Here is a 21,760-nt window from a genome sequence, read left to right on the forward strand (position 1 = left end):
GACGATGGCTAAATGTCGCAGTCGTTCAGGGTCGATCCCCAGGCGGACCGGACACGTTTCGGTCCGCTTTTTCGTTTCTTGGGCTTAATATTCCCAAGAACTGACAAAATCGGACCGAAACCGAGGTTGTCGGGGCGGCCCCCCGTTGGCGATGATTTCCCTCGACGCGTAACCTAAACTATTCCATGAATTTCCTTCGCCACTTCCTCAAGCGATTCGCTATGCCCACCCCGTGGAAAAACCAGGGACTCGGACTGATTGTGTTGCTGGTCCTGATCGGGCTGGCCATGATCTACGTCCCTGGCTGGGTTGCCGGAATCATTCGCGAAGGAAACGACCTGGGGACAGTCGGCAAATGGATCTACTTCTCGATCGTCGGTCTCGGTGCGGCAATCTTGCTCGGCCTGGCTGGCTGGGGAATTTGGAAGCTGGTCCATGCCAAGATCCGCAAAGATCATCGCCGCGAGATGCGAAGCCGCAGCCCTCACGAGCTAACCGCCGATCAACGTCGCTCGGAACTACAAGAGAACCTGGAAAGTATCAACGACCTTCGCGGCGAAATGTCCGATGGTGATTTCCGCGAACTGATCGATCCGATGATCGACCGTATCGAAGCCAAGCTCGAAGGAGGCAATCTCGAGATCATTGCCTTCGGCACCATCTCGAGCGGGAAGTCATCGCTCCTCAACGCCCTGGCCGGACGCGATGCGTTCAGCACCGACGTGGTCGGCGGCACGACGGTTCGTCGCAACCAGGTCGAATGGCCTGGCAACAACAAGATTCAATTGATCGACACGCCGGGACTGGGCGAAGTCGATGGCAGCCTGCACCAAGAGATCGCCACCCATTCGGCCGAAGATGCCGATGTCGTCCTGCTGGTGGTCGATGGCCCGCTGCGGCATAGCGAGTTCGAGCTCCTTGAACTGCTCGCCAAAATGGACAAACGGGTGCTGATCTGCCTCAATAAAGAAGACTGGTTCACCGATAGCGACAAAGCGAAGCTGCTTCAGCAGATCACCCAGCAAACCAAAGACCTGGTTCAACCAGAAGACATCCTCTCGGTTCGTTCGCGAACGACCAAGCGACGTCGAATCCGCGTGCTGCCCGACAATACCGAAATCGAAGAAGAAGTCGAAGTACCGCTCAGCATCGAAACACTTGCCCGGCGGATGCTGCAGGTCGTCAAGAAAGATGGTACCGACCTTTTGCTGGCCAACCTGTTGATGCAATCGCGTGGCCTCGTCGAGAAGGCTCGGCTCGAGGTGGAAGCCGCAATCGATCGCCAGGCGAATCAGTTGATCAATCGCTATATGTGGGCTTCTGGCGGAGCAGGTGCTCTGGCCAATCCCCTCCCCGTCCCGATGGTCGACCTGGCTGCCGGCGTGGCAATTTCGACGAAGATGGTCATCGATTTGGCGAAGGTATATCGTCAGGATGTCGACCTCGATGTGGCGGTCAACTTGCTCGGTCAATTAGGAAAGCAGTTGATTGGATACCTTGGCGTGCAGATGGCCGCCCCGATCGTGACAATGGCCTTTGCCTCGCTGCTGAAGACCGTCCCCGGCATCGGCACCATCCCTGGTATGCTGCTCAACGGCATTGTGATGGCGATCGTGACCCGTTGGATCGGCAACGTTTTCATGATCTATTTCAAGAATGGTATGCAGGAACCGGAAGGTGGCCTGGCGGGTCTGGCTCGTCGGGAATGGGCAAAAGTAACCAACACCGAAAACCTGCGTAAACTGGTTCAGGAAGCCCGCGAACGTTATGTCGAACGAAAGTAACGACAACCCAACCTCCGAACTGCCCACGTCGTCGGCCCCACCGACCGATCAGGCTCCTGCTGTGGATTCAGCAAGCAGCGATGCGCTTCACGCGGATGATCGCCGCTACCTGGATGCCTTGCAGTCGGTTCGTCATACGCTCGATCGATTCCGCGGCTGTAGCGAGCAGGAAAAGGAACTTCTGCGGCGCGACTTATCGCAGCTGCAAACGATGGAAACCAAGCTGACCAGCGGCCGCGTCGAGATCGTCGTCTTCGGCGAAATTTCGACTGGCAAGTCTGCCTTGATCAACGCTTTGGTCGGCAAAGCGGTCACCCAGGTCGATATCCAAGGTGGTTGGACGAAAGAAGTCTGGCACGTGGCCTGGGATGGCGCTGGCTATCGCATTCCTGGCCTGGCAGACAGCGAAGTCGTGCTGATCGACACGCCAGGGATCAACGAAGTCGGTGGCGCCGACCGTGGCGAAATGGCCCAAGATACCGCTCGCCAGGCCGATGTGATCCTGTTTGTCATCGACTCTGACTTGAACGAGACGGAGTATTCCGCACTGGTCGCCTTGGCTTCGGTCAACAAGCCAATCATCGTCGTCCTCAACAAGATCGACCTTTACTCTCCCCGCGAACAAGAACGGCTGGACGAGATCCTGGAACAACGTCTTTCCGGGATCATCGCCAAGGAAAGCATCGTCGAAACTTCGGCCCAGCCAAAAGAAGTCGAGTACATCATCCAACAGGCCGATGGCACCGAACGGAGCGAATGGCGGAATCCTCCGCCTAAGGTCGAAGACCTGAAGTTGCGTCTGCTGGAAGTGCTGGAAGAAGATGGCTTGGGTCTGCTGGCTTTGAACGCCGCGATGTACGCCGCCGACAAGTCGGACCGGGTCGCTTCGTTGAAAGTGAAGATCCGCGATCATCGAGCGAACCAAACGATCTGGAGTTTTGCCGTCGTCAAAGCGACCGCCGTCGCAGTGAACCCGTTGCCGGTGTACGACGTGATCGGCGGCAGCGCCGTGGATGTCGCCATGCTGCGAGCATTGGCACACATCTATGGGATCGAGATGACCTGGTCGAACATCGAGAAACTGGTGACCAGTATTCTTCAAGCGGCTGGCTGGGCGATCACAGCGGAACTCGGCACCCATGCCATAAGCTCGGTCGTGAAAACGCTAACTCTAGGCTGGGGCACCGTGTTGACAGCCCTGCCGCAAGGTGGTGCGGCTGGTTATGGTTCGTACATTGTTGGCAAGGCGGCGAAGTATTACTTCGAGCATGGTGCCAGCTGGGGCGATGAAGGCCCTAAGACCGTCGTCAAACGAATCCTGGAAGAGACTGACAAGAAGTCGGTCGTGCAAGGTTTGAAAGACGAGATCCAGAAGAAGCTGCATCTCAATCGACACGCCGGTGGCGGCAACCAAGCCCGTCGTTAGTTACCGTTTGGGATAGCGTTGCTCCACTTCTTCGATACCTCGCTGGATCAATTGCTCCAGCACATCGCGATCGACCTCCGCCAGCTTGCGGATATATAAGCATCCCTTACCTGTTTTATGCGTCCCTAACTGGGCCAACAGATCGGCATGTTGCAGAATATCGCAAGATAGATAGATGCTGATCTGCCCTTTTCGGGGTGCGAAGCCAAGAATGGGAGAATCCCCTTCGCGGCCCGACTCGTATTTGTAGTGATACGAACCAAACCCAATGATGCTGGGCCCCCACATGATGGCGCGTTCGCCGGTTGCGGCCCGCATCATTTTCATTAACTGCTTGCAATCTTTCTTCTGCTGCGAGTCTGCCAGTGTGTCGATAAACTTCGCAGCACTCTCCTTGGTTGGTTGGGTCTTATTTTCCGACATCGCTTCCCAAACTCCGTCACGGCTGATCCCATCGTCGGTAACGTCTACGCCACCGATCCGAGGTCAGGTTTACCGTTCGCAATCCCGCAGTGGCAAACAACGACCCCAGGAGGAATCAAGATACCCCCTCGGAAACGCCAATTCCAATCATTTTCACGGACGACAGATCTTTCGTCGCAACGGGAACCGACCAGCAACGTTCGTTATACTGAACCGACGCTTGGAACCGATCGACGCGATATACCCCAAGAGGAGGTCACACCATGATGCAACTCGGATTCGTCAGTGCCATTTTGCCAGAAGCAAACCTGGAAACCGTCTTTGAAAAGGGCGCGGCCTATGGCTATGACTGCGTCGAAATGATGTGCTGGCCCGACCAGGGACCCAGCCGGAAGTATGGGGGCATTACCCATATCGATGTCGCCAACATCAGCGTGGCCAAGGTAGCCGAAATCAAAGCGTTGATTCAGAAGTATGGAGTAAGCATCAGCGCACTCGGCTATTACCCGAACCCTCTTTCTCCGCGAGAAGAAGAAGCTTCCCTCGCCGCCGGTCATATCCGCCGAGTGATCACCGCCGCCGCCGAGCTTGGCATCGGACGCATCAACACCTTCATCGGTCGCGACTGGACGAAGTCGGTGGAAGACAACTGGCCTCGCATGCTGGAGATCTGGGGGCCGTTGGTCGAATTCGCGCAAAGCCATCAGGTACGGATCGGCATCGAGAACTGTCCCATGCTGTTCACGAAAGATGAATGGCCCGGCGGAAAGAACCTCGCTATTTCGCCCGCAATCTGGCGGAAGCTATTCACCGATTTGCCGAGCCATAGCCTGGGCTTGAACTACGATCCGTCGCATCTAGTATGGCAACAGATCGACTATTTGTTCCCCTTACGAGAGTTCGCCAGTCGACTGGTGCATGTGCACGCCAAAGATGTTCGGGTCGACTACCACGCGCTGAACGATGTCGGAACGTTTGCCTTGCCGACGGCGTTTCATGTTGACAAATTGCCAGGACTGGGCGAAGTCGACTGGGGTGCTTTTGTCGCGGCACTCGGCGCGGCAGGCTACAACGGCCCGGTCTGTGTGGAAGTGGAAGACCCTGCCTACGAAGGCTCGCTCGAAGACCGTTACCTGGCACTCAAGCAAAGCAGCCATTACCTGCGTAACTTTATTCCGCAGCGATAACTCCACGGACGCTCCCCCATCACTGCAAAGGATTACCCATATGTCATATCGCTACGAAGACCTCGCGAAGATGATCGACCATTCGCTACTTCACCCCACGATGACCGACGCCGAGCTAGAAGCCGGATGTCAGGCCGCCGCGAAGTATGGGGTCGCTTCGGTGTGCATCAAACCGTATTACGTTGCCCGGGCTGCCGAATTGCTGCAAGGCACCGGCGTATTGGTCGGCACGGTGATTGGTTTCCCGCATGGCAGTAACCTGACCGAAGTGAAGCGATACGAAACTGAACTGGCCTGTTGCGATGGCGCCGTCGAAGTTGACATGGTGATCAACGTCGGCAAAGCGATCAGTGGCGATTGGCAATACGTACAGAACGATATTCAAGCGGTCTGTGACGAAGCCCATAAGCATGGGGCCAAGGTCAAAGTCATCATCGAGAATGACTACCTGAATCAAGGTGGCGCCGGTCTCGATAGCGATGCCTTGAAGCAGAAGCTTTGCCAGATCTGCGAAGCGGCCGGAGCCGACTGGGTGAAGACATCCACAGGATTCGGCTTCGTGAAACAACCGGACGGAGCCTACAACTACCTTGGTGCGACCGAACACGATCTGCAACTGATGCGAGCGACTTGCTCGCCCGCCGTGGAAGTGAAAGCGGCTGGTGGTGTACGCGATCTGCCAGGATTGATTCGCGTGAAACAGCTCGGCGCGTCACGCTGCGGAGCAAGTGCCACGGCCGCGATTCTCGACGCGTACGATGCCGACAATCTAGACAGCACCGCGGAAGGACAACTGGGAGGCGGTGGCTATTAAGTCATCGACCTGACGTTTCGGATGGCCCGTCTGAATTTGCTAATCCTGGGTCTGCTTTTGACGGCTGCGATGCCGGCGGCTGGCAGTGCGCAGTCGACCTTCGTCAGCGACGTTCCGCTGGGGATCGACTGGATCATTGTGCCGGACGACAACCCACAGTCCGCGGCGAAAGTTCAGCTCGGGAAGCAGCTTTTCTTTGATCCTCGGCTGAGTGGCAATGGCACGACCAGTTGTGCGACCTGCCACGATCCGAACCAAGGGTGGGCCGACAATCAGCGTTTTACGGCCGGGGCACATGGCGAACCCACCGTGCGCAATGTTCCCAGCATCGTGAACGTTGGTTTGCATCGTACGTTCTTCTGGGATGGCCGGGCCCGGTCGTTGGAAGAACAGGCACTTTCGCCTCTGCAGAATCAGATCGAGATGGATATCGATCTCGGCGTGCTGGAAGATCGCTTGAAATCGATCGCCGGTTATCGCCAGCAGTTCGAGGCGATCTTTCCGGATGGTGTGACCGCCCAAAATGTGGCTCGCAGCCTGGCGGCGTTTCAGCGAACGATCGTCGCGGGCGAGACCCCGTACGATCGCTTCCGTGGCGGGCACGCCGATGCGCTGGATGGCGAAATAGGCGTCGGCAGCGGCTTGTTCTTTGGCAAAGCGAACTGCGGTAACTGCCATATCGCCAAGGTCTATACCGACCACCAGTTCCACAACATTGGCACCGGACTCGCTTCGCTGCCGCAAGATCGTGGCCTCGCGGACCAAACAGGCCGCCAGGAAGACGTCGGCAAGTTTCGCACGCCCCTGCTTCGCGATCTGGCGTTAACCGCGCCGTACTTTCACGATGGCAGCAAGGCGACGCTGGAAGAAGTGGTCGACTTCTATAGCGAGGGAGGCGGCAAGAACCCGAACCTCGATTCGCACATCGTTCCGCTGAAACTGACGCCCGAAGAAAAGAAAGCCCTGGTGACGTTCCTACGCGAGGGCCTTCGCAGCAAGCAGTATCCGCAGGTCGAGAAGCCTGAACTGCCGGAGTAAACGACGTTACTTCTGCGAGTCGTCCAGGCACTCGAGTTCGGTATAGAACATCGCGGCCGGATTGATGCGGTGGGCTTCGAGGAAAGCTTCTCGCTCTTGAACCACTCTGGTCTGGGCGACCTGGGGCAAGACGATCCCCCAGATGCCCGCCATCACCAACGTGATCGCTGCCAAAGCAATCCAACCTCGGAAGTTACTATCCTTAGCCACCAGCAGCCTCTGGGAAGACGATCTTAAACGCCACGTAAGCCATCGCCAGGGTCAGAATCAGGTTCAAAGTTTGACCGCAAACGTACAGTACCAGCGGTTTGCCACCATGGAACTGATGGGCCAACTGACGGAAGTTCAAGTCGATACCAATGCAAACAAATGCCAGGCAGAACAACCACCCTCGCAGCCCTTTGGTAACGGAAGTGGTCGCTCCGACGAGCATCTCGCCTTGATCCGACGACGCGTAAAGAACCGAAGCGATAATCGACGCCGCGATGAAGCCGAGCACGAACTTGGGGAAACGCTTCCAGATTTCGCCGAGGCCGATCTTCGGAGCTTCGCCCCCTTCGGTTTCAACGCGAGTCGTCCAATAAGCAGCCACCCCAAAGGCAACAACGCCAATCAAGATGTTCTGAATCATCTTCACCGTTGCGGCAACTTCCAGGGCGGTCTCGCCGAGCAAGCCACCTGCCACGGCAACGGCCCCGGTCGCATCGATCGTGCCACCAATCCAAGCTCCACCGACCACCTGATCGAGTCCCATCACTTCAATCAACGGTGGCATCACAACCATCATCGCGGCCGTGAAGCAGAGCGAGAGACCAATCGCGACCGAGAGTTCTTCCTTCTTGGCGTTACATGCCGCGGCAGTCGCAATCGCCGCCGAGACACCACACACCGACATATCGGCCGAGATAGTCATGTTCAGCGACGCCGATTTCATCTTCAGCACACGTTGGCCAAACCAGAAGGTCGAGATCAGCACGATCGGTGTCACCACCCAGGCAATCATGATCCCTGGCATGCCAAGTTCCATCAGGCGGCTGAAGAGCACTTCGGCCCCCAACAGCACGAGGCCTGTCTTAATGTACAGCTCGGTACGCATAGCGGCCTCGCCCATGGCGCCAAATGCCGACTTGCCAATCGTGTTGCCGATGATCAATCCGACCAGCAGCGCCCACAGCGCGTACTCGAGGTTGTAGTTCTTAATGGTCGCCTGTCCCGCCAGCAGGTAAGAGAGCCCCGCCAGCGCAAACAAAATGAGGAAGCCACCAATAAAGGCTCCTGGCTTGGCGAATGGTCGCATCACTGGGGCCATGGCGGTCATAAAGACTCCCAGGATCAACACCGCGCCCAAGATGCCTGGCCAGGTCGTCTTCGGCTTCTCGGCCGTCCCCACGAAGGACTCGACGGGGTTCGCCTTCCATCCGCCGGGCTTGTCGACCCAACCCTTCAGCGGGCTGGTGATGGCGGTGACCTGGTCCCCTTCCACCTTCGGTTTGCCCATAACCAAGGCGGCCGTAAAGCACATGGCCAGCAGCAAGATACCGACAATGATGGCGATCACATCCTCGGTGAGGCCTGGCTTGACGCTAACAGGTTCTACGGCTGCATCCGAGTCGTTCATGGTGGGTATCGATCGAGGAAGGCGTAAAAGGCGGGAAAAAAGGAGCTACTGGGAAATATAACCAAACCCGTAGGACTTCCCAACCCAACCCCCATATCACCGTAGTCTTCGGCGTCGATCACCACCTAGAAGAAATAGATCGTAGGAAATTGAGAAGATGAATGCGGTCTCAATGGCAAAGAATCTCTCGGAGATCGCTGCAAGGGATGCCTCGAATGGAGTAGAATACGTCATGGCCAATCCCCCTCGCCAGGCTTATGGGATTTCCGCACATGGCCTTTGGACCATTTGCGAGGGAAAGTAGCTTTGTTTTCTGGTTCGGTCAGGAGGCCCTTCGTAGGCAGCGCATGGTTCCCGATGAGACTGCCCTCAGCAACTTGAAGGACAACGAGCGCGTTGTGCTCTATCCTTCGTATGCCTATCCGGCGCCGGACGAGAGCGGCTGGATTTTGCAGGTGCATGGAACTGTCTTCGAGGCAGTTCCCGAGAATCTTGCGCGCAAAATCATGATCCGCCTGCTGGCCCGTATGATGGGGGCGAACCAGGAACAACTCGAGACCAGCATCTTTCGCCAGCGGATCCTTGGCTTCACCGTCTATCAACACGGCGGCAAGCAGATCGCTGTGAAGGTTGGCGATAAGGTCTATCAACTGCGCGACAAGTCCAAGAAGAATGGTCAGTTCCGGGGGAATATCTTCATCCCCAAGGAAGACGTCGACACGCTGGCCATGACCCTTGGGGCGACCCGGCATGTTAGGTATGCGATCCACTCGAAGCATGATGTGGCCACCCCGCTGGAAGGCCTCGTCCGGCTGATCGACGACCAAGGTGTCTCGGTTATCTCCGATATTGACGACACGGTGAAACATACCCAGGTCTCGACCCGCAAAGACATGCTGGCCAATACCTTCTTGCACGAGTTCGCCACCGTGCCAGGCATGGTCGAGCTGTACCAGAAATGGGAAGAGCAAGGCGCCGCGTTCCATTACGTGACCAGCAGCCCCTGGCAATTATTCGAGCCGCTGTCCGACTTGTTCCGCGAGAAAGGCCTGCCGGAAGGATCGTTCCACATGAAGAGCGTCCGTTTCCGCGACCCAACCGTGCTGCAGCTTTTCATTGCCCGCCGTTGGGGCAAGCGCAAGGCGATCAAGCAATTGCTGAAGACGTTCCCAGGCCGCAAGTTCGTGATGGTGGGTGATTCTGGCGAGAAAGACCCGGAAACCTACGGGGTGATGGCTCGCAAGTATCCAGACCAGATCGCACGGATCTTCATTCGTGATCTGGGAGGCAAGAAGTCGTCACCGCAGCGATTTGCCAAAGCATTTCGCCGGGTACCAGAAGAGAAATGGAAGTGCTTTACCTGCGCTTCAGAATTGCAGGATTACGACATTCCCGAAACGGCGCCGACCAGCAGCGCCGAATAGCGACTTCTCCAAGCGACGGCAAATGTCGCTTACGACTGGGTGTAACCCAGCGAAGTGATGATCTCGTACATTTCTTCGTACGTGATGAACCGGCGACGATTGCGAAGCTTGTATTGATCGATGGCCAAAGCCAACTCTTGAGCTTTCGGCGACAACCCCTCGTGACTGTTGGTGAACTGACGGCGTTCGAACACCGGCGTTTCTCCTGGCGGTCGAGTGCTACGTCGATCGACAAAGGGAGCGGTCGTCACAGTGGCAGCTTGGTTCATCATGGACATCTCCGACGGTCTGTCGTTTTTCTAAGCGTTCTCGGAAGCTATTTCCGGGGGTGGTCTTGAAAAACCTAGATTGCTCGTCCGCCAAGTCAAACGTCCATGAACCGACACGACATGCAATGCGGGGGTCACCGATTCCCTAACCTGCATAATCGATACAACCGTTAGCCTTCAGCAAGGCAACGCGGAAATGGCGCAAGTTCGCCCCACTCCAACGTAGCAGCGCTTTTAGCGCCGCATCGCCTGTTGGGCTTGCTGCCGGTAGACGGGCATCTGGCCGACCAACTGAATCGCTGGGGCATATTGCGGGTCGGTTTGCAGAGCCTGGTTCGCCGCATACTCTGCTCGGGCCAGACGCCCAGCCGCTAGTTCGCATTCCGCCCAGACACACAACAGGTCGGCCGGCAGCGGGGTGCCATCGGCAATCTCGGCCAACGAGTCAGCGGCTTCGAGATTCCGTCCGAGGTCTCGATACGCGAGGGCCTGTTCGATGCCGACTTCGCTTGGCAATCGCTGCCCGAACTCGGCCTGCTCGACCAGAGAAATACATGCCAGCGATTGCCCTGGCTGTCCGAGGCGGCGATAGGTCGACGCTAACTTGAGCTGCACATCGCGATCAGGCCCCTCGCTATGCGTGGCGGCTCGGATGTAAGAAAGCTTTGCGCCGTCGAGGTCCCCGCGCAGTACTGCGAGGTCGCCTTGAAGCTGCCACGCCGGGGCATGCTTCGGATCGCATTCGATCGACTTATTGGCTGCGATGTGGGCTCGGGTCGGTTCGCCGGAGTCGAGGTACATTCGGCCCAGTCGAGCATGCAGTGTCGGATCGTCGTTGGCCAGAGGAAGCGTGTCTTCGATTTCTTTGATCGCTTCGGCCTGCTTGCCGGTCTTCCAGAGGGTCTCGGCATAGTGAACGCGGGCCTGCAAATCGTAAGGGGCGTTTTGCTTTGCTTCCGCCAGATACTTCTCGGCGTTCTCCCAGTCGTCGCGATGCATCGCTTGGACACCGCGCTGGGTAAGCTGCCGTGCTTGCACAACCCGGTCGTGAGAAGCCTTGGCCTGGCTGAAAGTGCTACATCCACTCAGCAGTGCTAGCATACAAAGTCCCAGGACGATTTCGCTTCCGCGAAATGCACCAGGGCGTGCTTCCTGCGAGGATGGCTTCAAGATCATAAGGCTTCCAGCGATTCCGTTCGCTGCTTTGGACCAACTGGCAGAGACTACCAAACCGTCTCCGTTCGTCCTAGATCAGGCTCGGCAGTCTGGCTCAACCGCCGATAGGCAAATAGGCCGAACGCGTTAAAATACGGGAAATAGAACAGTTACCGCCAAGGCAGCATGCCCTGGTCACTCCCCCCTCTTACGCACCGAAGGCTGCCGTGGTTGCCACTTACGACAATTTGGGCGTCAAGTTTTCGTACCCAGAAAACTGGCGAGTCACCGAAGATCAAACCAACGCCTGGCCGCGCAGCGTGTCGGTTCATAGCCCGACTGAAGCCTTCTGGACGCTGATGATCTATGAACCAGGCACCGAACTGGAAGCCCTGGTCGACGCGGTTCGCGATGCGCTGAGCGAAGAATACACCGATTTCGAGTCGGTCCCAGCCACGCAAACCCTGGAAGAAGTCGAACTGATCGGCTGCGATCTGAACTTCTACTGCCTCGACTTCCTGGTCCAGGCCAAGATCCGCGCCCTAATGCTGGGTGTACGTCCTTGTGTGATCCTTTACCAAGGGGAAGATCGCGAATTTGAAGAACTCGATCCGGTGTTCAATGCGATCACGTACGACCTGATTCGCTCGTAAGCGAATACTGGAAATCGCACCTTTGGGTTAACTATAATCGACTCTGTTGGCGGATCCTTCCATCTACGATTCTCAACTGAGGAGAGCCTCTCGATGTCGATTTCCACCGATCTCCATGACGATACGATGCAGAAAATCGGGGAAACCTCGGGGCTGGTCTGGTCGTATCTTGCCACCGAAGGTCCTGTCACCATCACCAAGCTGACCAAAGAAGTGGGCGAAAAGAAAGACATCGTCCTGCAGGCGGTCGGCTGGTTGGCCCGCGAGAACAAGCTGTTCTTCTTTGAAAAGGGCCGCAACAAGCTGATCGGCCTGATTGACGAACATTCGTCGAGCGAAGCTTAGAACCGCCGGCTCGATCTCGGCAGAGTTATCGGCCGGAAAGCTTCTGGACGACGTTGGCCTAGTTGGCCACGTCGTCGTAAATCGGTAGATGCCGGTGATACACTTCCAGCGAAAGAAGGTTCATCGTCGTCACATAGATGCGACCGGCGAAGCCACCCCACCGATCAGGTACCTGTCCTTTGGGGTCCCAGCTTCCGGCCGTGGGGCCTTCCAACTCCTGGGTTTGCTCCAGCATGACATGTAGCTTGCTGTCCCACGCTTCCCAGTGCTCGCCCCGCATGTGGAACATGACCTGGGTGGCATAGTACCAGTAATAGGTATCTCGCAACGGCATCTGAGGCGTACCAATCGACGGCAGGTTCTCTTTCAAATAGTCGGCACTGTCTTGCAAGATGCGGCTATCACGACGATTACCCAGATAAAGCTGAATCAACGCCCCAACCGCCGTCATCGTCTGCGTTGGCACGCGTCCATGTCGCTGTTGATCGGTGTCCGGGGCATGCGGATTGTAAACGTAAACCGCTCGGCCATTGCGTCGCGATTCGGCCGACGCCAGCCAGCGGCGAATGCCATCGAACGTGCCAGGATCGACCCGCAGGCCTGCCAGCTGCCCACTCTTGAGGGCCAACGTCATCCAGCCGGTTACCGAGGTATCGGTGCCATGTCCTGGCGTATATCGCCAGCCGCCAAGCTGCCGATCTTGCGACGCTTCAATGAAGTCGAGTGACTTCTGTGCGGCGACACGTAAGTTTTCGTCTTGCGTCATCCCATACGCTTCGCAGAGCGACAAAGCCGCGATCGCGTGACTGTAGAGCCGGCAGCTCGAGTTCGACGCGGCATCCATTTCGATATACAAATCGCCGTTAGCCTTCTGGTTTTCGACCAGGAACATCACACCATTGCGAACTTCATCTTCGTACTTGTCGCTCAGGTGATCGTAGCCAGCGCCGAGAAACGCCAACAGTGCCAAGCCGGTTGCGGCGGTATCGGAGTTGAGGGTCGCTAGTTCGTCCTGATAGATCGGGAAGTTCTCAGGGTGAACGGCTGCGAAGCCACGCAAGCTCCATCGTCCGTCGGCCGATTGATGTCGTGCCAGGAAGGCTAAGCCACGTTCGATTGCTTCCTCCGTTTCGCGGCTAGGCCGGACTGCTCCGTCCCCTGCCCCGCCCCCTTTTCGCATCGCTCGACGGCTGAAGGCTTCGGTAGGAACCGCCGCTTTGGTACTTAGCAGCGGACCTCGTCGACCGGGCGAACGAACCGGAAGGTTGGCCATGTTCGTGGTGATTTGTGGAGCGTCGCTCGTTCGGCGACGTCCGATGAATCCGGGCTGGGCCGACGTTCCGATCGGGGCCCCGGCCAGATCGTTCACGCCTGGGCGTCCCGATGGCATGGCAGGTCCGCCGAGGTCACGCCGTCGGATCTCCGGCACATTGCCAACGCCGGGCAAGTTCCCCACCAGATCGCCTCCGCCGGCAGGCATACCGCCACCAGTTCCGCCAGGGATCCCCTCCGCACTCGCTTGCGTTCCGACCATCGGCCCGGCAGCAGGCGTTCGTCCACGTCCACTTGGTAGGCCCTGGGTTCCAGAAGCCATCTCGGCCAGCGATTCACCGTCATTCCCCCGGTTTCCGGTCCCGCGCGAGAGGGCCGAGAAATCGGTCCCCACGTTCGCTCCAGGCGAACCAACATCCGCGGCGCCGACCTGCCCGTTACCGAACTCATCGTTCGCGTTGCCGGCGGCCTTACCAAGATTCATCGAAGGAGTCGAGAACTGGCCGGAAGCCAACGCATCGGCATTGGCGGCCGCTTGATTACCGTTAGCTGGTCCCTGGAATTCGATCCGCGAGCTAGGGCCGACCATTGCCTGCGCTCCGGTGGCCGGCGAGCGACCGATCGAAGGATTCGACAGATCGCTGGTCACGATCCCTTCGTCACGCGAGGCAGCACTGCGGGTCGCCCCGTGACGTTCGACCATCTCGGCCGTTCGATCCGCGGTGGCTGGCTTCGCCCAAAGTTGACCAGGGTTCACGGCATTCGCCGCCACGCCATCGCCACCAACATCTTGACGTGCGATCGATCCGGCGGCTGGTCGAAGCTGCGAACTGTTGGCCTGCCCCACCGTCGGTCGAGGAAGGTTCTCGCTGATGTTCGTCCGAATCGTCGGCATGTTGCTGGATGCGGCGTTGCGAGCCAGATCGTTACTCGAAGCGGACGGCGCGATCTGCTGGTCGTTCTGCTGCTGGCTACGCGTTAGCGCCATGCTGGCGGCCATTGCCGTCGACGTTGGTGATTGAACCGATGCCCGCGGCTGATTGGCCGGGTTGGCGGCTTCCTGACGGGCCAGGTCGGCAGCATTGGCCTGGGCTCGAACACGCTGCGGATTGTTTCGCTGGACGTCGATAGCGTCGGCCTGGGTGCGAGCCGGATTGTTGGCTTGCATCTGCTGACGCTGGATTTCTTGAGCCTGGCTAGGAGAAAGCTGCGGCATGTCGGCGGCTGTGCTTCGACGCTGCACTTCGGTCGCTCGCTGTACGGCATCTTGAATGTTCGATTCCTGCCGCTGCATTTCCAGGGCCTGGGCGGCTCGCTGAGCGGCAGCTTGGGCGGCGGATAGCTCTACCTGGCGATCCTCTTGCTGCTGGACTTCGATCTGCTGAGCCTGTTCCACTTCGCGCTGCATTTCGCGCGACTGCTTGGACAGCTCGGAGGGAAGTTCTTTCAGCGATTCCTGTTTCGGCTGCTCGACTTGCTGATCACGCTTTTGAATCTTCTCTGGCTCGACTTCCCGCGGAAGCTCTTCCTGCGAGATGTCGTTCTCTTTCATCTTGGGCTGTTCGTGCTCGATCTTTTCCTGCTCGAGCGGGTCGACTTGCGCTTCGGCCTGTTTGGTTTCGATCGGCTGTTCGTACTCTTTTTCCGATTCGCGATCTTCGTTGATCTGGGCCGGGCTGTAGTCAGGGATGACCACTGGTTGCCGCTTGGGGCTTTTCTCGCGATTCTCGTTTAGCGCGGTGTCGTTCACGTTACCGACATCGATCGCGACCATGCCGAGAAACATGCTCAGATGCAGTACCAGGCTCAGCACGATCGAAAGCTGAATGCCGCGTCGAACGCTGCCCAGATCGAGTAGCGGAATGATCGCCAGCCCGACGAGCCAGGCAACCGCAGCCGCCAGAATGTAGGTCTGGGCGTTGTAGTACCACAGCTCGTGTTCCCAGTCGAACAGCAGATAGCTGGCCGCACCGAAGTAGAGCATGAAGAACGTGTACGCAGTGTACACCGGCCAGGCCTTTTCCTCGGTGGAAACGGTCGGTGGGCGAGGTTCGTCAGATCTCCAGATTTGGGCCATAAGGTTTCCGCTGAGCTCCTGAATGGTCGGAGCAGTTGCTACTTAGTTTGGCTCAATGGCGGCGGTGCTAATCGAGTAGTTACTGAGCTTTGCCTTGTTGCAGGCATTCATCACTTGGACACTGAATTCGATCTTACTGTTTTTATCGGCTCGGATGATGACCGAACTCTCTGGATTGTCGGCGGCGGTTTGTTCCAGCAAGGCTTCAATCTCTTCGATCGAACGTTGATCCCCCCGGACAAAAAAGCGACCTTCTTCGTCGATGTTGATAAACAGCTCGCGTGGCTGCGAAATCAACGGCTGTGCTTCGCTAGCAGTCGGCAGGATGACATCCAGCTTGTAATCTTCTTCATCAAAGCGAGTCATCACCATAAAGAAGATCAGCAGCAGAAACACGATATCAATCAACGGAGTGATATCGAGCATCGACCGAGCGCGACCGCGATTTAGTTTGACTGACACCAGTGGCTACTCTGCAAGGAACGATGGACGAAAGGAATCCACGACGGCAAGCGGACGATATCAAGTTCGCCCGCGATCGATCATTGCGACCTCGGCAAGACCTGGGGCGAGGAACCTTCCAGCGGTCCTCCCGGAGCGGTTCCGTGCGGAACGTCCTTCGGCCGAGCGCTGGTAGCGGAGGGCGTATCGTACGTGCGATGCTTGGCTCGCAGCTTGCCTTCGTAGTGCTCGAAACCAGGAATCAGGTCGAACAACACTTCGTCCATTTCATGAAATAACGCCACGATGCGGCTCTCAAAATACTGCGCGAAGATCATCGCGGGAATCGCAATCGTCAAACCACCGAGGGTGGTCACCAGGGCCACGAAGATACCGCCTGCCAACTGGTCGGCCCGGTCGGCTCCGATCTCGAGCTGGGTCGTTTTATAGAACGTCCAGATGATCCCCCAGACCGTTCCCATCAGCCCCAGCAGCGGTGCAACGCTTCCCATCAGCGAGATCCAGCGGACATTGCCATACAGTCGATCCGCTTCGCGCTCGGTGGCTTCTGCCACGGCGTGTTCCACTTCCGACTGCGGCCGACCAATCCGGTGCAGCATTGCTTTAACCACATTGGCCATCGCCGAAGGATACTTCTTGCAAAGTCGATATGCTTCGCGTGGGTCGAGACCTTTTTCGCTGAGTCGAAGCTGCGATAGTTCCCGCTGTAGCTTATAAGGCAGAATGCGTCCGCGTCGCAGAGCGAACAAGCGTTCGAGCGTCAACGCAACGACGATCACCGACATGACGCCGAGCGGGATCATCATCTTGCCGCCGCGCAGGACGAGGCTGACCAGTGTGAGTGAGTCGGTGTCGCTCAAGCGCTGTTCGATGATGGCAGGAGCTTCTTCCGGCTCAGGCTCGCCTGCGGCAGGGCCGGCATCTTGAGCCCAGATAGCAGACGACATCGCCAGCCAGGTAAGCAGCACGAGCGAAAAGCCAGTGGCACGTTTCATAAGGGTTCGCGTTTCTTGCGAGGATGAATCATTCATATCGAACGGTCGCTTCGCCTCTTGCAGGCGTTTAAAGTTTCGCCAGGGCATCCAGCCGGGCTTGAGCCAGTTTCGCTTCGGGTGCCTGCGGGTATCGCTCGACAACCATCGTGTAGAACTTTTTGGCTTCTTCAATGAATTCCGCTTTCTTGGCCGCCGCTGCCTCGCGGATCTGCACTTCGTTGCAGCGTCCCACTTCATAGGCACACTTGGCTTGCCATGGCTTTACGCTGTCGAGCGATTGTTCTCCGCCGAAGCCGAAGACCACCCGTTTGAACTGCCCCAAGGCATCTTCGTACTTCTTTTGCTCGAAGTAGATTTCACCCAGCATGAAGCGGGCCCGAGCACCTGCCAGGCCGCGTGACTGCTCGGCAGCTTTCTCGAAATCGGCGATCGCCTGCGGCGTCTTGCGTTCGTTATAGGCGGCCCAGCCTAGCTCGTAATAGGCTTCGCCCAGCAGCGGCGAGTCAGGCAACTGATCGACCAACTGCGAGAACCACTTTCGCGATTCCGCCCACAGCTTCTGCTGGCTGGCCGATTGGCCGGCATGCAAAAACAAGAGCGAACGCATTTCGTCGCTGGAGAGGCGTTTCGGATCGACGCGACCGTAGCTATCCAAGGCAGTGTCGAACGCTTTGTCTTTGAAGAAGCATTCCCCCTGCATGAAGATCGCATCGGATGCGAGCGGGCCATTAGGATACTTCATCATCTGCTGGCCGAAGCCATCCAATGCCTGCTGCGTCTTGCCTTGCTGATACAACGACCACGACTGCTTGTAGATCGCCTTCTCGCCGATCTCGGCCGACTGGGCCTGATTCGCGGACCGGGTATACCAGGTCTCGGCTTCGGCGTAATCCTCTTTTCCGTAGAACGCTTCGCCAACGTGGTACATCGCTTCCGGTGCCAGCGGGCTTTCAGGATGCGCCTTGGCAAGTTGCTGGAAGGTCGCTACGGCGGCGTCTCCTTTGTTTTGCGCTCGTTGAGCCCAAGCCAACTCGTACAGCACCTTATCGTCGCTGGCGAAGTTCGGGTTCTGCTGATGCAAGGTAGTAAAGACCTTCTCTGCTTCAGCCGGGTTCTTACTGTCGACCAGACTCACCCCTTTCAGGTACTCCGCTTCCTGACGCTGGCCAGGGTCGGTGCTCTTGGCGATGACCGTGTTCAAGTCGTCGATTGCTTCTTTCAGCTTTCCTTCGGTTCGCCGCGCGATCGCTCGACCGGTGTAGGCATCAACAATCAGTTCATGCTTGGGATGGCTGGTGATCAACGCACTGAATGCCTGATCGGCCTTCGCCGGGCTAGGCTGCTTCAGGAAGGCCCAGGCCTGGCCGTACAACGCATGCGGAACCAACGCCGACTGCGGCGACTTGGCCAGCACTTCGGCATAAGCGGCAGCCGCTTCGGGATAACGCTCGGCAGCGAAAAGGAACTCGCCTAGTCGGAAGTTGACCTGATCGAGAATCTGACTGTTCGGGTACGAGGTGAAGACCGACTGAGCCTGACCAATGGCGGCTTCGTTCTGGCCGAGAGCGAACAGCGTGCGAGCGAGCATCAGTCGAGCTTCGTCGGCCTGGGCCCATTTGCTGGAAGCTTTTACCGAGGCTTCCAGCGTTGCCTTGGCTTTCTCGAACTGCTCTTGCTGGTACGCACTGGCCCCGACCAGGTAATTGGCCTGAGCGAGCAGTTCTGGATCTTTCAACGTCGATTGAATCGCGGCGACCGTCGTTTCGACATCGGCGTACTTGTTCTGAAGGTATTGCGTCAAAGCCAAACGCATCTGCCAGCGAGCGGCCTCCGGGCGGCCTTTGCCATCTTTCAGAAGTATCTTGAGGGCCTGCTCTGCTTCGGCCAGTTTATCGGTCTGCAGCTTGGCTTCCGCACCGACGTACATGGCATCGAGACGCGATTCATCCTGCGGATAATTCTTGGCGAACTGATCCGACAGCGCGGACGCCTTCGCGAAGTCGCGTGTTTCGAGCGAAGCGAACGCGGCATTGTATAACGCTTGTGGAGCTTCGACCGCTTGCGGGTGATCTTTGGCGATGCTCTCGTACAGCGCGATCGATTCCTGACGGCGGTTTGGCTGTTCGTAGATTGCGTCGGCCAGGTCCATCTTCAAGTCGACCTGGAACTCGCTATCCTTCGCCTTCGGCAGCAGGGCTTTGGCCAGGTTCTCGGCTTCGGCTGGCTTGCCTTGCTGCAGGTAAACCCGCGTCAGCCAGTGAGCGGCTTCGACTTCGTACTTACCTCCCTGACGCCCAGCCGCTGCCAGCCAGCGTGCGGCATCGTCGAGACGACCAGCACGGTAGAAACAGCGTCCCGCCAGCATCGTCGATTCAGGAGCATAGGCCGACTTCGGAAAGGTCAGCGGGATCTGAGCGTACGCGTTGCCCGCCTTCAGCAGTTCGTCCCGCTGCAAGGCACAGAAGGCAAGACGGTACATCGCATGGTCGGCCAATTCAAAGCCTTGCTTCTTCGAGGCAGCCTCGAACAACTTCTCCGCAGCTTCAAACTGATTTTGCTGTAGCAGGGTCTCCCCTTTTCGCATCGTGACTTCGGTCGCCAACGGATTGTTTCCGTAGCTCGTCAGGAACTGATCGAAGGTCTTCTGGGCGTCGGGATACTTTTGCAGTTCTTCCTGAGTGACCCCTTTGGCGTAGAGGGCATCCGGGGCGAGCGGGCTTTGGGGATACGCTTTGACGAGTGCTTCGTACGCGGCGATCGAAGGCTCTTTCTGCCCAGACAAGTACAGCGATTCGCCGAGGAAATATTGAGCCTGATCGGCGAACTCGGTTTTCGGGAACTCTTTCAGCAATGCGGTGAACCGCTCGGCGGCATCTTTATACTTGGCGGAATTGCCATTCTGTGCCCAGGCATAGTTGGCCGAAGCGAGATTCAACATCGCTTCTTCTCGGAAGTCGGCCTGGGGATACTTCTTCAAGACCGTCTCGAAGTTGGCGGTGGCATCCGAAAACTTCTTCAGCTGTAACTGGCAGACGGCCAGGTAGTTCTGTGCTTTGGCGGCGAGCGGATCGTTGGGGAACTTCTCGACGAACTTCTTCCATTCGTCGGCGGCCAACTCGAACTCGCCCGCATTCTGGTAGTTGACGACGTCGGAAAAGAAGAGGGCCGCTTCGCGCGAGGACTCTTGGCCGACTGCGGGCAATCCGCAAATCAGTACCAGCAACAAGGCGACGCTAACAACGCGTCCAGCGAGATGCTTCCGCGGGGCTCCCTGAGGTGCGCTTCGTGCGGACAGGGAAACTTGGCCTGGGAACAGAGACAGCATGGAACAACGGTCCTCGTTATGGTTCAGCACGATGCAGGCAGTTGGGGTGGGTCTTGGTGGCTATCTATCCACTTCCATTGTGACGGAAATTCCGGGAAGTTTCATTATTCCGCCTCGGTAAACCATTTCTAAAGCTAAATTTGCGTGCCGAAAAGGAGTTTGCAGCAAATTTGAGCGCATTGTCGATCATGATAGAAGGAGTCGCCGAACCACCCAAGGGAAAACGTTGTAACATGACCAATGGCTTCTCTTCCGTGTGAAGTCGCGACATGGCGTGCCTGGCAGGTAATACTCGGCCCAGCTTTCTAGGGAGCTGCCTTCCCCCTAAGGTTCGCGTCACTGGGGCATACGCACTACGCAAGATTTCGAGGATGGATCGCGCAACGCGGTCTTTGAGCAAAGCAATTCACGAATGGCAACTTCTCTTATCACTGGCGGCGCTGGCTTCATTGGATCGCATTTGGCGGAAGCCTTGCTCGATGCTGGCCACCAGGTGATCGTCGTCGACGACGAATCGACCGGCTCGAAGAAGAACATCGAACCCCTCTTGGATCATCCCAGCTTTCGCTTCGTGCATGGCACCGTTTCTGATCGCGACCTAGTGAAGGACCTGGTCAATCAGTCGGACGAAGTTTACCACCTGGCGGCTGCGGTTGGTGTGGCCTTGATCAATCAAGAGCCGATTCAGACGATCGAACGCAATATTTATCCGACCGAACTGCTGCTGGCCGAAGTGCAGCGACGTCACGCCGAAGGAGACAACGTGCGGCTCTTTTTGGCCAGCACGTCCGAGGTCTACGGCAAAAACCCGAAAGATAAGTGGACTGAAGAAGACGATTTGGTCTTCGGAGCCACAACCCGACCACGCTGGAGCTATGGGGCGTCGAAGGCGATCGACGAGTTCCTGGCACTGGCCTATTGGTACCAAAAGCAGACTCCAGTCGTGATTGGCCGCTTCTTCAATGTGGTGGGGCCGCGACAGACTGGGGCCTATGGGATGGTTCTACCTCGCTTCGTCGATGCCGCTTTGGCGGGCAAATCGCCGACGGTTCACCATGATGGCAGCCAGATTCGCTGTTTTGCCCATGTTGCGGACGTGGTGGGTGCCGTTATCCAACTGATGCGCACCGATGCCGCCGTGGGTCAGGTCTTTAATATCGGAAGCGACCGCCCGGTGACCATTCTGGAACTCGCCAAGATGGTGATCTCGCAGGTCAATCCGGAACTGGAAGTGACCTTCCAAACTTATGAAGAGGCCTACAGTTCCAACTTCGAGGACATCAACCGCCGGGTGCCAGACCTGACGAAGATCAAGAACTGCATCGACTACGCTCCGCAGTTCACCCTGGAAGACATCGTCGCTGACGTGATTCGGCACCAGAAGGGCTAGTTTCGACGAAATCGGCCGCCACGCCACTACAATTGGGGGCATGCGAAGCCGCAATGGTCAAATTGCTTGACCTGCCGGGCGATTCCCGGTGGAATATCCTTTT

General features: G+C 57.5%; 18 protein-coding genes. 9 read left to right on the plus strand and 9 right to left on the minus strand.

Annotation, left to right across the window (positions count from 1 at the left end; genetic code table 11):
- Positions 1-221: 221 nt before the first annotated feature.
- Both ABD890_RS07690 and ABD890_RS07695 read left to right on the plus strand, forming a co-directional pair.
- The gene (locus ABD890_RS07690; protein WP_345087523.1) at positions 222-1,784 is read left to right on the plus strand and encodes a YcjF family protein; all 1,563 of its coding nucleotides are present in this window, start codon (positions 222-224) and stop codon (positions 1,782-1,784) included.
- The gene (locus ABD890_RS07695; RefSeq protein ID WP_345087525.1) at positions 1,768-3,210 is read left to right on the plus strand and encodes a YcjF family protein; all 1,443 of its coding nucleotides are present in this window, start codon (positions 1,768-1,770) and stop codon (positions 3,208-3,210) included. The genes ABD890_RS07690 and ABD890_RS07695 overlap by 17 nt, the downstream gene beginning before the upstream one ends.
- On the opposite strand, the gene ABD890_RS07700 is transcribed toward ABD890_RS07695, so the two are convergent.
- Positions 3,211-3,633 carry a DUF1801 domain-containing protein gene (locus tag ABD890_RS07700; protein ID WP_345087526.1) on the minus strand — a complete coding sequence of 141 codons (423 nt, stop codon included), beginning with the start codon at positions 3,631-3,633 and terminating at the stop codon, positions 3,211-3,213. It abuts the gene before it with no gap.
- A gap of 263 nt (positions 3,634-3,896) precedes the next feature.
- On the opposite strand from ABD890_RS07700, the gene ABD890_RS07705 reads away from it, so the two are divergent.
- Genes ABD890_RS07705 through ABD890_RS07715 form a run of 3 tightly spaced genes read left to right on the plus strand, consistent with a single transcriptional unit; the run spans position 3,897 to position 6,672 of the window.
- A complete protein-coding gene (locus ABD890_RS07705; protein ID WP_345087528.1) occupies positions 3,897-4,820 on the plus strand; it encodes a sugar phosphate isomerase/epimerase family protein in 924 nt (307 codons plus the stop codon).
- A gap of 40 nt (positions 4,821-4,860) precedes the next feature.
- Positions 4,861-5,634 (plus strand): deoxyribose-phosphate aldolase, encoded by a 774-nt coding sequence (gene deoC, locus ABD890_RS07710; RefSeq protein ID WP_345087530.1) that lies wholly within the window; start codon positions 4,861-4,863, stop codon positions 5,632-5,634.
- A gap of 21 nt (positions 5,635-5,655) precedes the next feature.
- A complete protein-coding gene (locus ABD890_RS07715) occupies positions 5,656-6,672 on the plus strand; it encodes a cytochrome-c peroxidase (RefSeq protein ID WP_345087532.1) in 1,017 nt (338 codons plus the stop codon).
- Between the two features lie 6 nt (positions 6,673-6,678).
- Here ABD890_RS07715 and ABD890_RS07720 read toward each other — a convergent pair whose 3' ends face one another.
- Positions 6,679-6,882 (minus strand): hypothetical protein, encoded by a 204-nt coding sequence (locus ABD890_RS07720; protein ID WP_345087534.1) that lies wholly within the window; start codon positions 6,880-6,882, stop codon positions 6,679-6,681.
- Entirely contained in the window at positions 6,875-8,290 is a 1,416-nt protein-coding gene (locus ABD890_RS07725; RefSeq protein ID WP_345087536.1) for a YeiH family protein, read from the minus strand. Before ABD890_RS07725 ends, ABD890_RS07720 begins: the two co-directional genes overlap by 8 nt.
- A gap of 347 nt (positions 8,291-8,637) precedes the next feature.
- Here ABD890_RS07725 and ABD890_RS07730 point away from each other — a divergent pair, with 347 nt between their 5' ends.
- Positions 8,638-9,714: an App1 family protein gene (locus ABD890_RS07730; RefSeq protein WP_345087538.1), complete on the plus strand. Its 1,077-nt coding sequence runs from the start codon at positions 8,638-8,640 to the stop codon at positions 9,712-9,714.
- A 29-nt stretch (positions 9,715-9,743) separates the two neighbouring features.
- Here the strand turns inward: ABD890_RS07730 and ABD890_RS07735 are convergent, their stop codons facing one another.
- Positions 9,744-9,986 carry a hypothetical protein gene (locus tag ABD890_RS07735; RefSeq protein ID WP_345087539.1) on the minus strand — a complete coding sequence of 81 codons (243 nt, stop codon included), beginning with the start codon at positions 9,984-9,986 and terminating at the stop codon, positions 9,744-9,746.
- A gap of 231 nt (positions 9,987-10,217) precedes the next feature.
- Entirely contained in the window at positions 10,218-11,159 is a 942-nt protein-coding gene (locus ABD890_RS07740) for a tetratricopeptide repeat protein (protein WP_345087541.1), read from the minus strand.
- Positions 11,160-11,365: 206 nt separating this feature from the next.
- Here ABD890_RS07740 and ABD890_RS07745 point away from each other — a divergent pair, with 206 nt between their 5' ends.
- Entirely contained in the window at positions 11,366-11,791 is a 426-nt protein-coding gene (locus ABD890_RS07745) for a hypothetical protein (protein ID WP_345087543.1), read from the plus strand.
- A 93-nt stretch (positions 11,792-11,884) separates the two neighbouring features.
- Positions 11,885-12,136 (plus strand): winged helix-turn-helix domain-containing protein, encoded by a 252-nt coding sequence (locus tag ABD890_RS07750; RefSeq protein WP_345087545.1) that lies wholly within the window; start codon positions 11,885-11,887, stop codon positions 12,134-12,136.
- A 58-nt stretch (positions 12,137-12,194) separates the two neighbouring features.
- On the opposite strand, the gene ABD890_RS07755 is transcribed toward ABD890_RS07750, so the two are convergent.
- The 4 genes from ABD890_RS07755 to ABD890_RS07770 form a co-directional block, all read right to left on the minus strand.
- Complete coding sequence (locus ABD890_RS07755; RefSeq protein ID WP_345087547.1) at positions 12,195-15,485, minus strand: hypothetical protein; 3,291 nt, start codon at positions 15,483-15,485, stop codon at positions 12,195-12,197.
- Between the two features lie 42 nt (positions 15,486-15,527).
- A complete protein-coding gene (locus tag ABD890_RS07760) occupies positions 15,528-15,947 on the minus strand; it encodes an ExbD/TolR family protein (protein WP_345087549.1) in 420 nt (139 codons plus the stop codon).
- Positions 15,948-16,027: 80 nt separating this feature from the next.
- On the minus strand, positions 16,028-16,942 hold the full coding sequence (locus ABD890_RS07765; protein ID WP_345087551.1) for a MotA/TolQ/ExbB proton channel family protein: 915 nt from the start codon (positions 16,940-16,942) through the stop codon (positions 16,028-16,030).
- A 67-nt stretch (positions 16,943-17,009) separates the two neighbouring features.
- Positions 17,010-20,267, minus strand: a complete 3,258-nt coding sequence (locus ABD890_RS07770) for a tetratricopeptide repeat protein (RefSeq protein ID WP_345087553.1) — start codon at positions 20,265-20,267, stop codon at positions 17,010-17,012.
- Between the two features lie 412 nt (positions 20,268-20,679).
- On the opposite strand from ABD890_RS07770, the gene ABD890_RS07775 reads away from it, so the two are divergent.
- Positions 20,680-21,657, plus strand: coding sequence for an NAD-dependent epimerase/dehydratase family protein (locus ABD890_RS07775; RefSeq protein WP_345087555.1), 978 nt, complete (start codon positions 20,680-20,682; stop codon positions 21,655-21,657).
- Positions 21,658-21,760 lie beyond the last annotated feature (103 nt).

It is taken from the genome of Bremerella cremea (genome assembly GCF_039541315.1).
Classification (GTDB): domain Bacteria; phylum Planctomycetota; class Planctomycetia; order Pirellulales; family Pirellulaceae; genus Bremerella; species Bremerella cremea.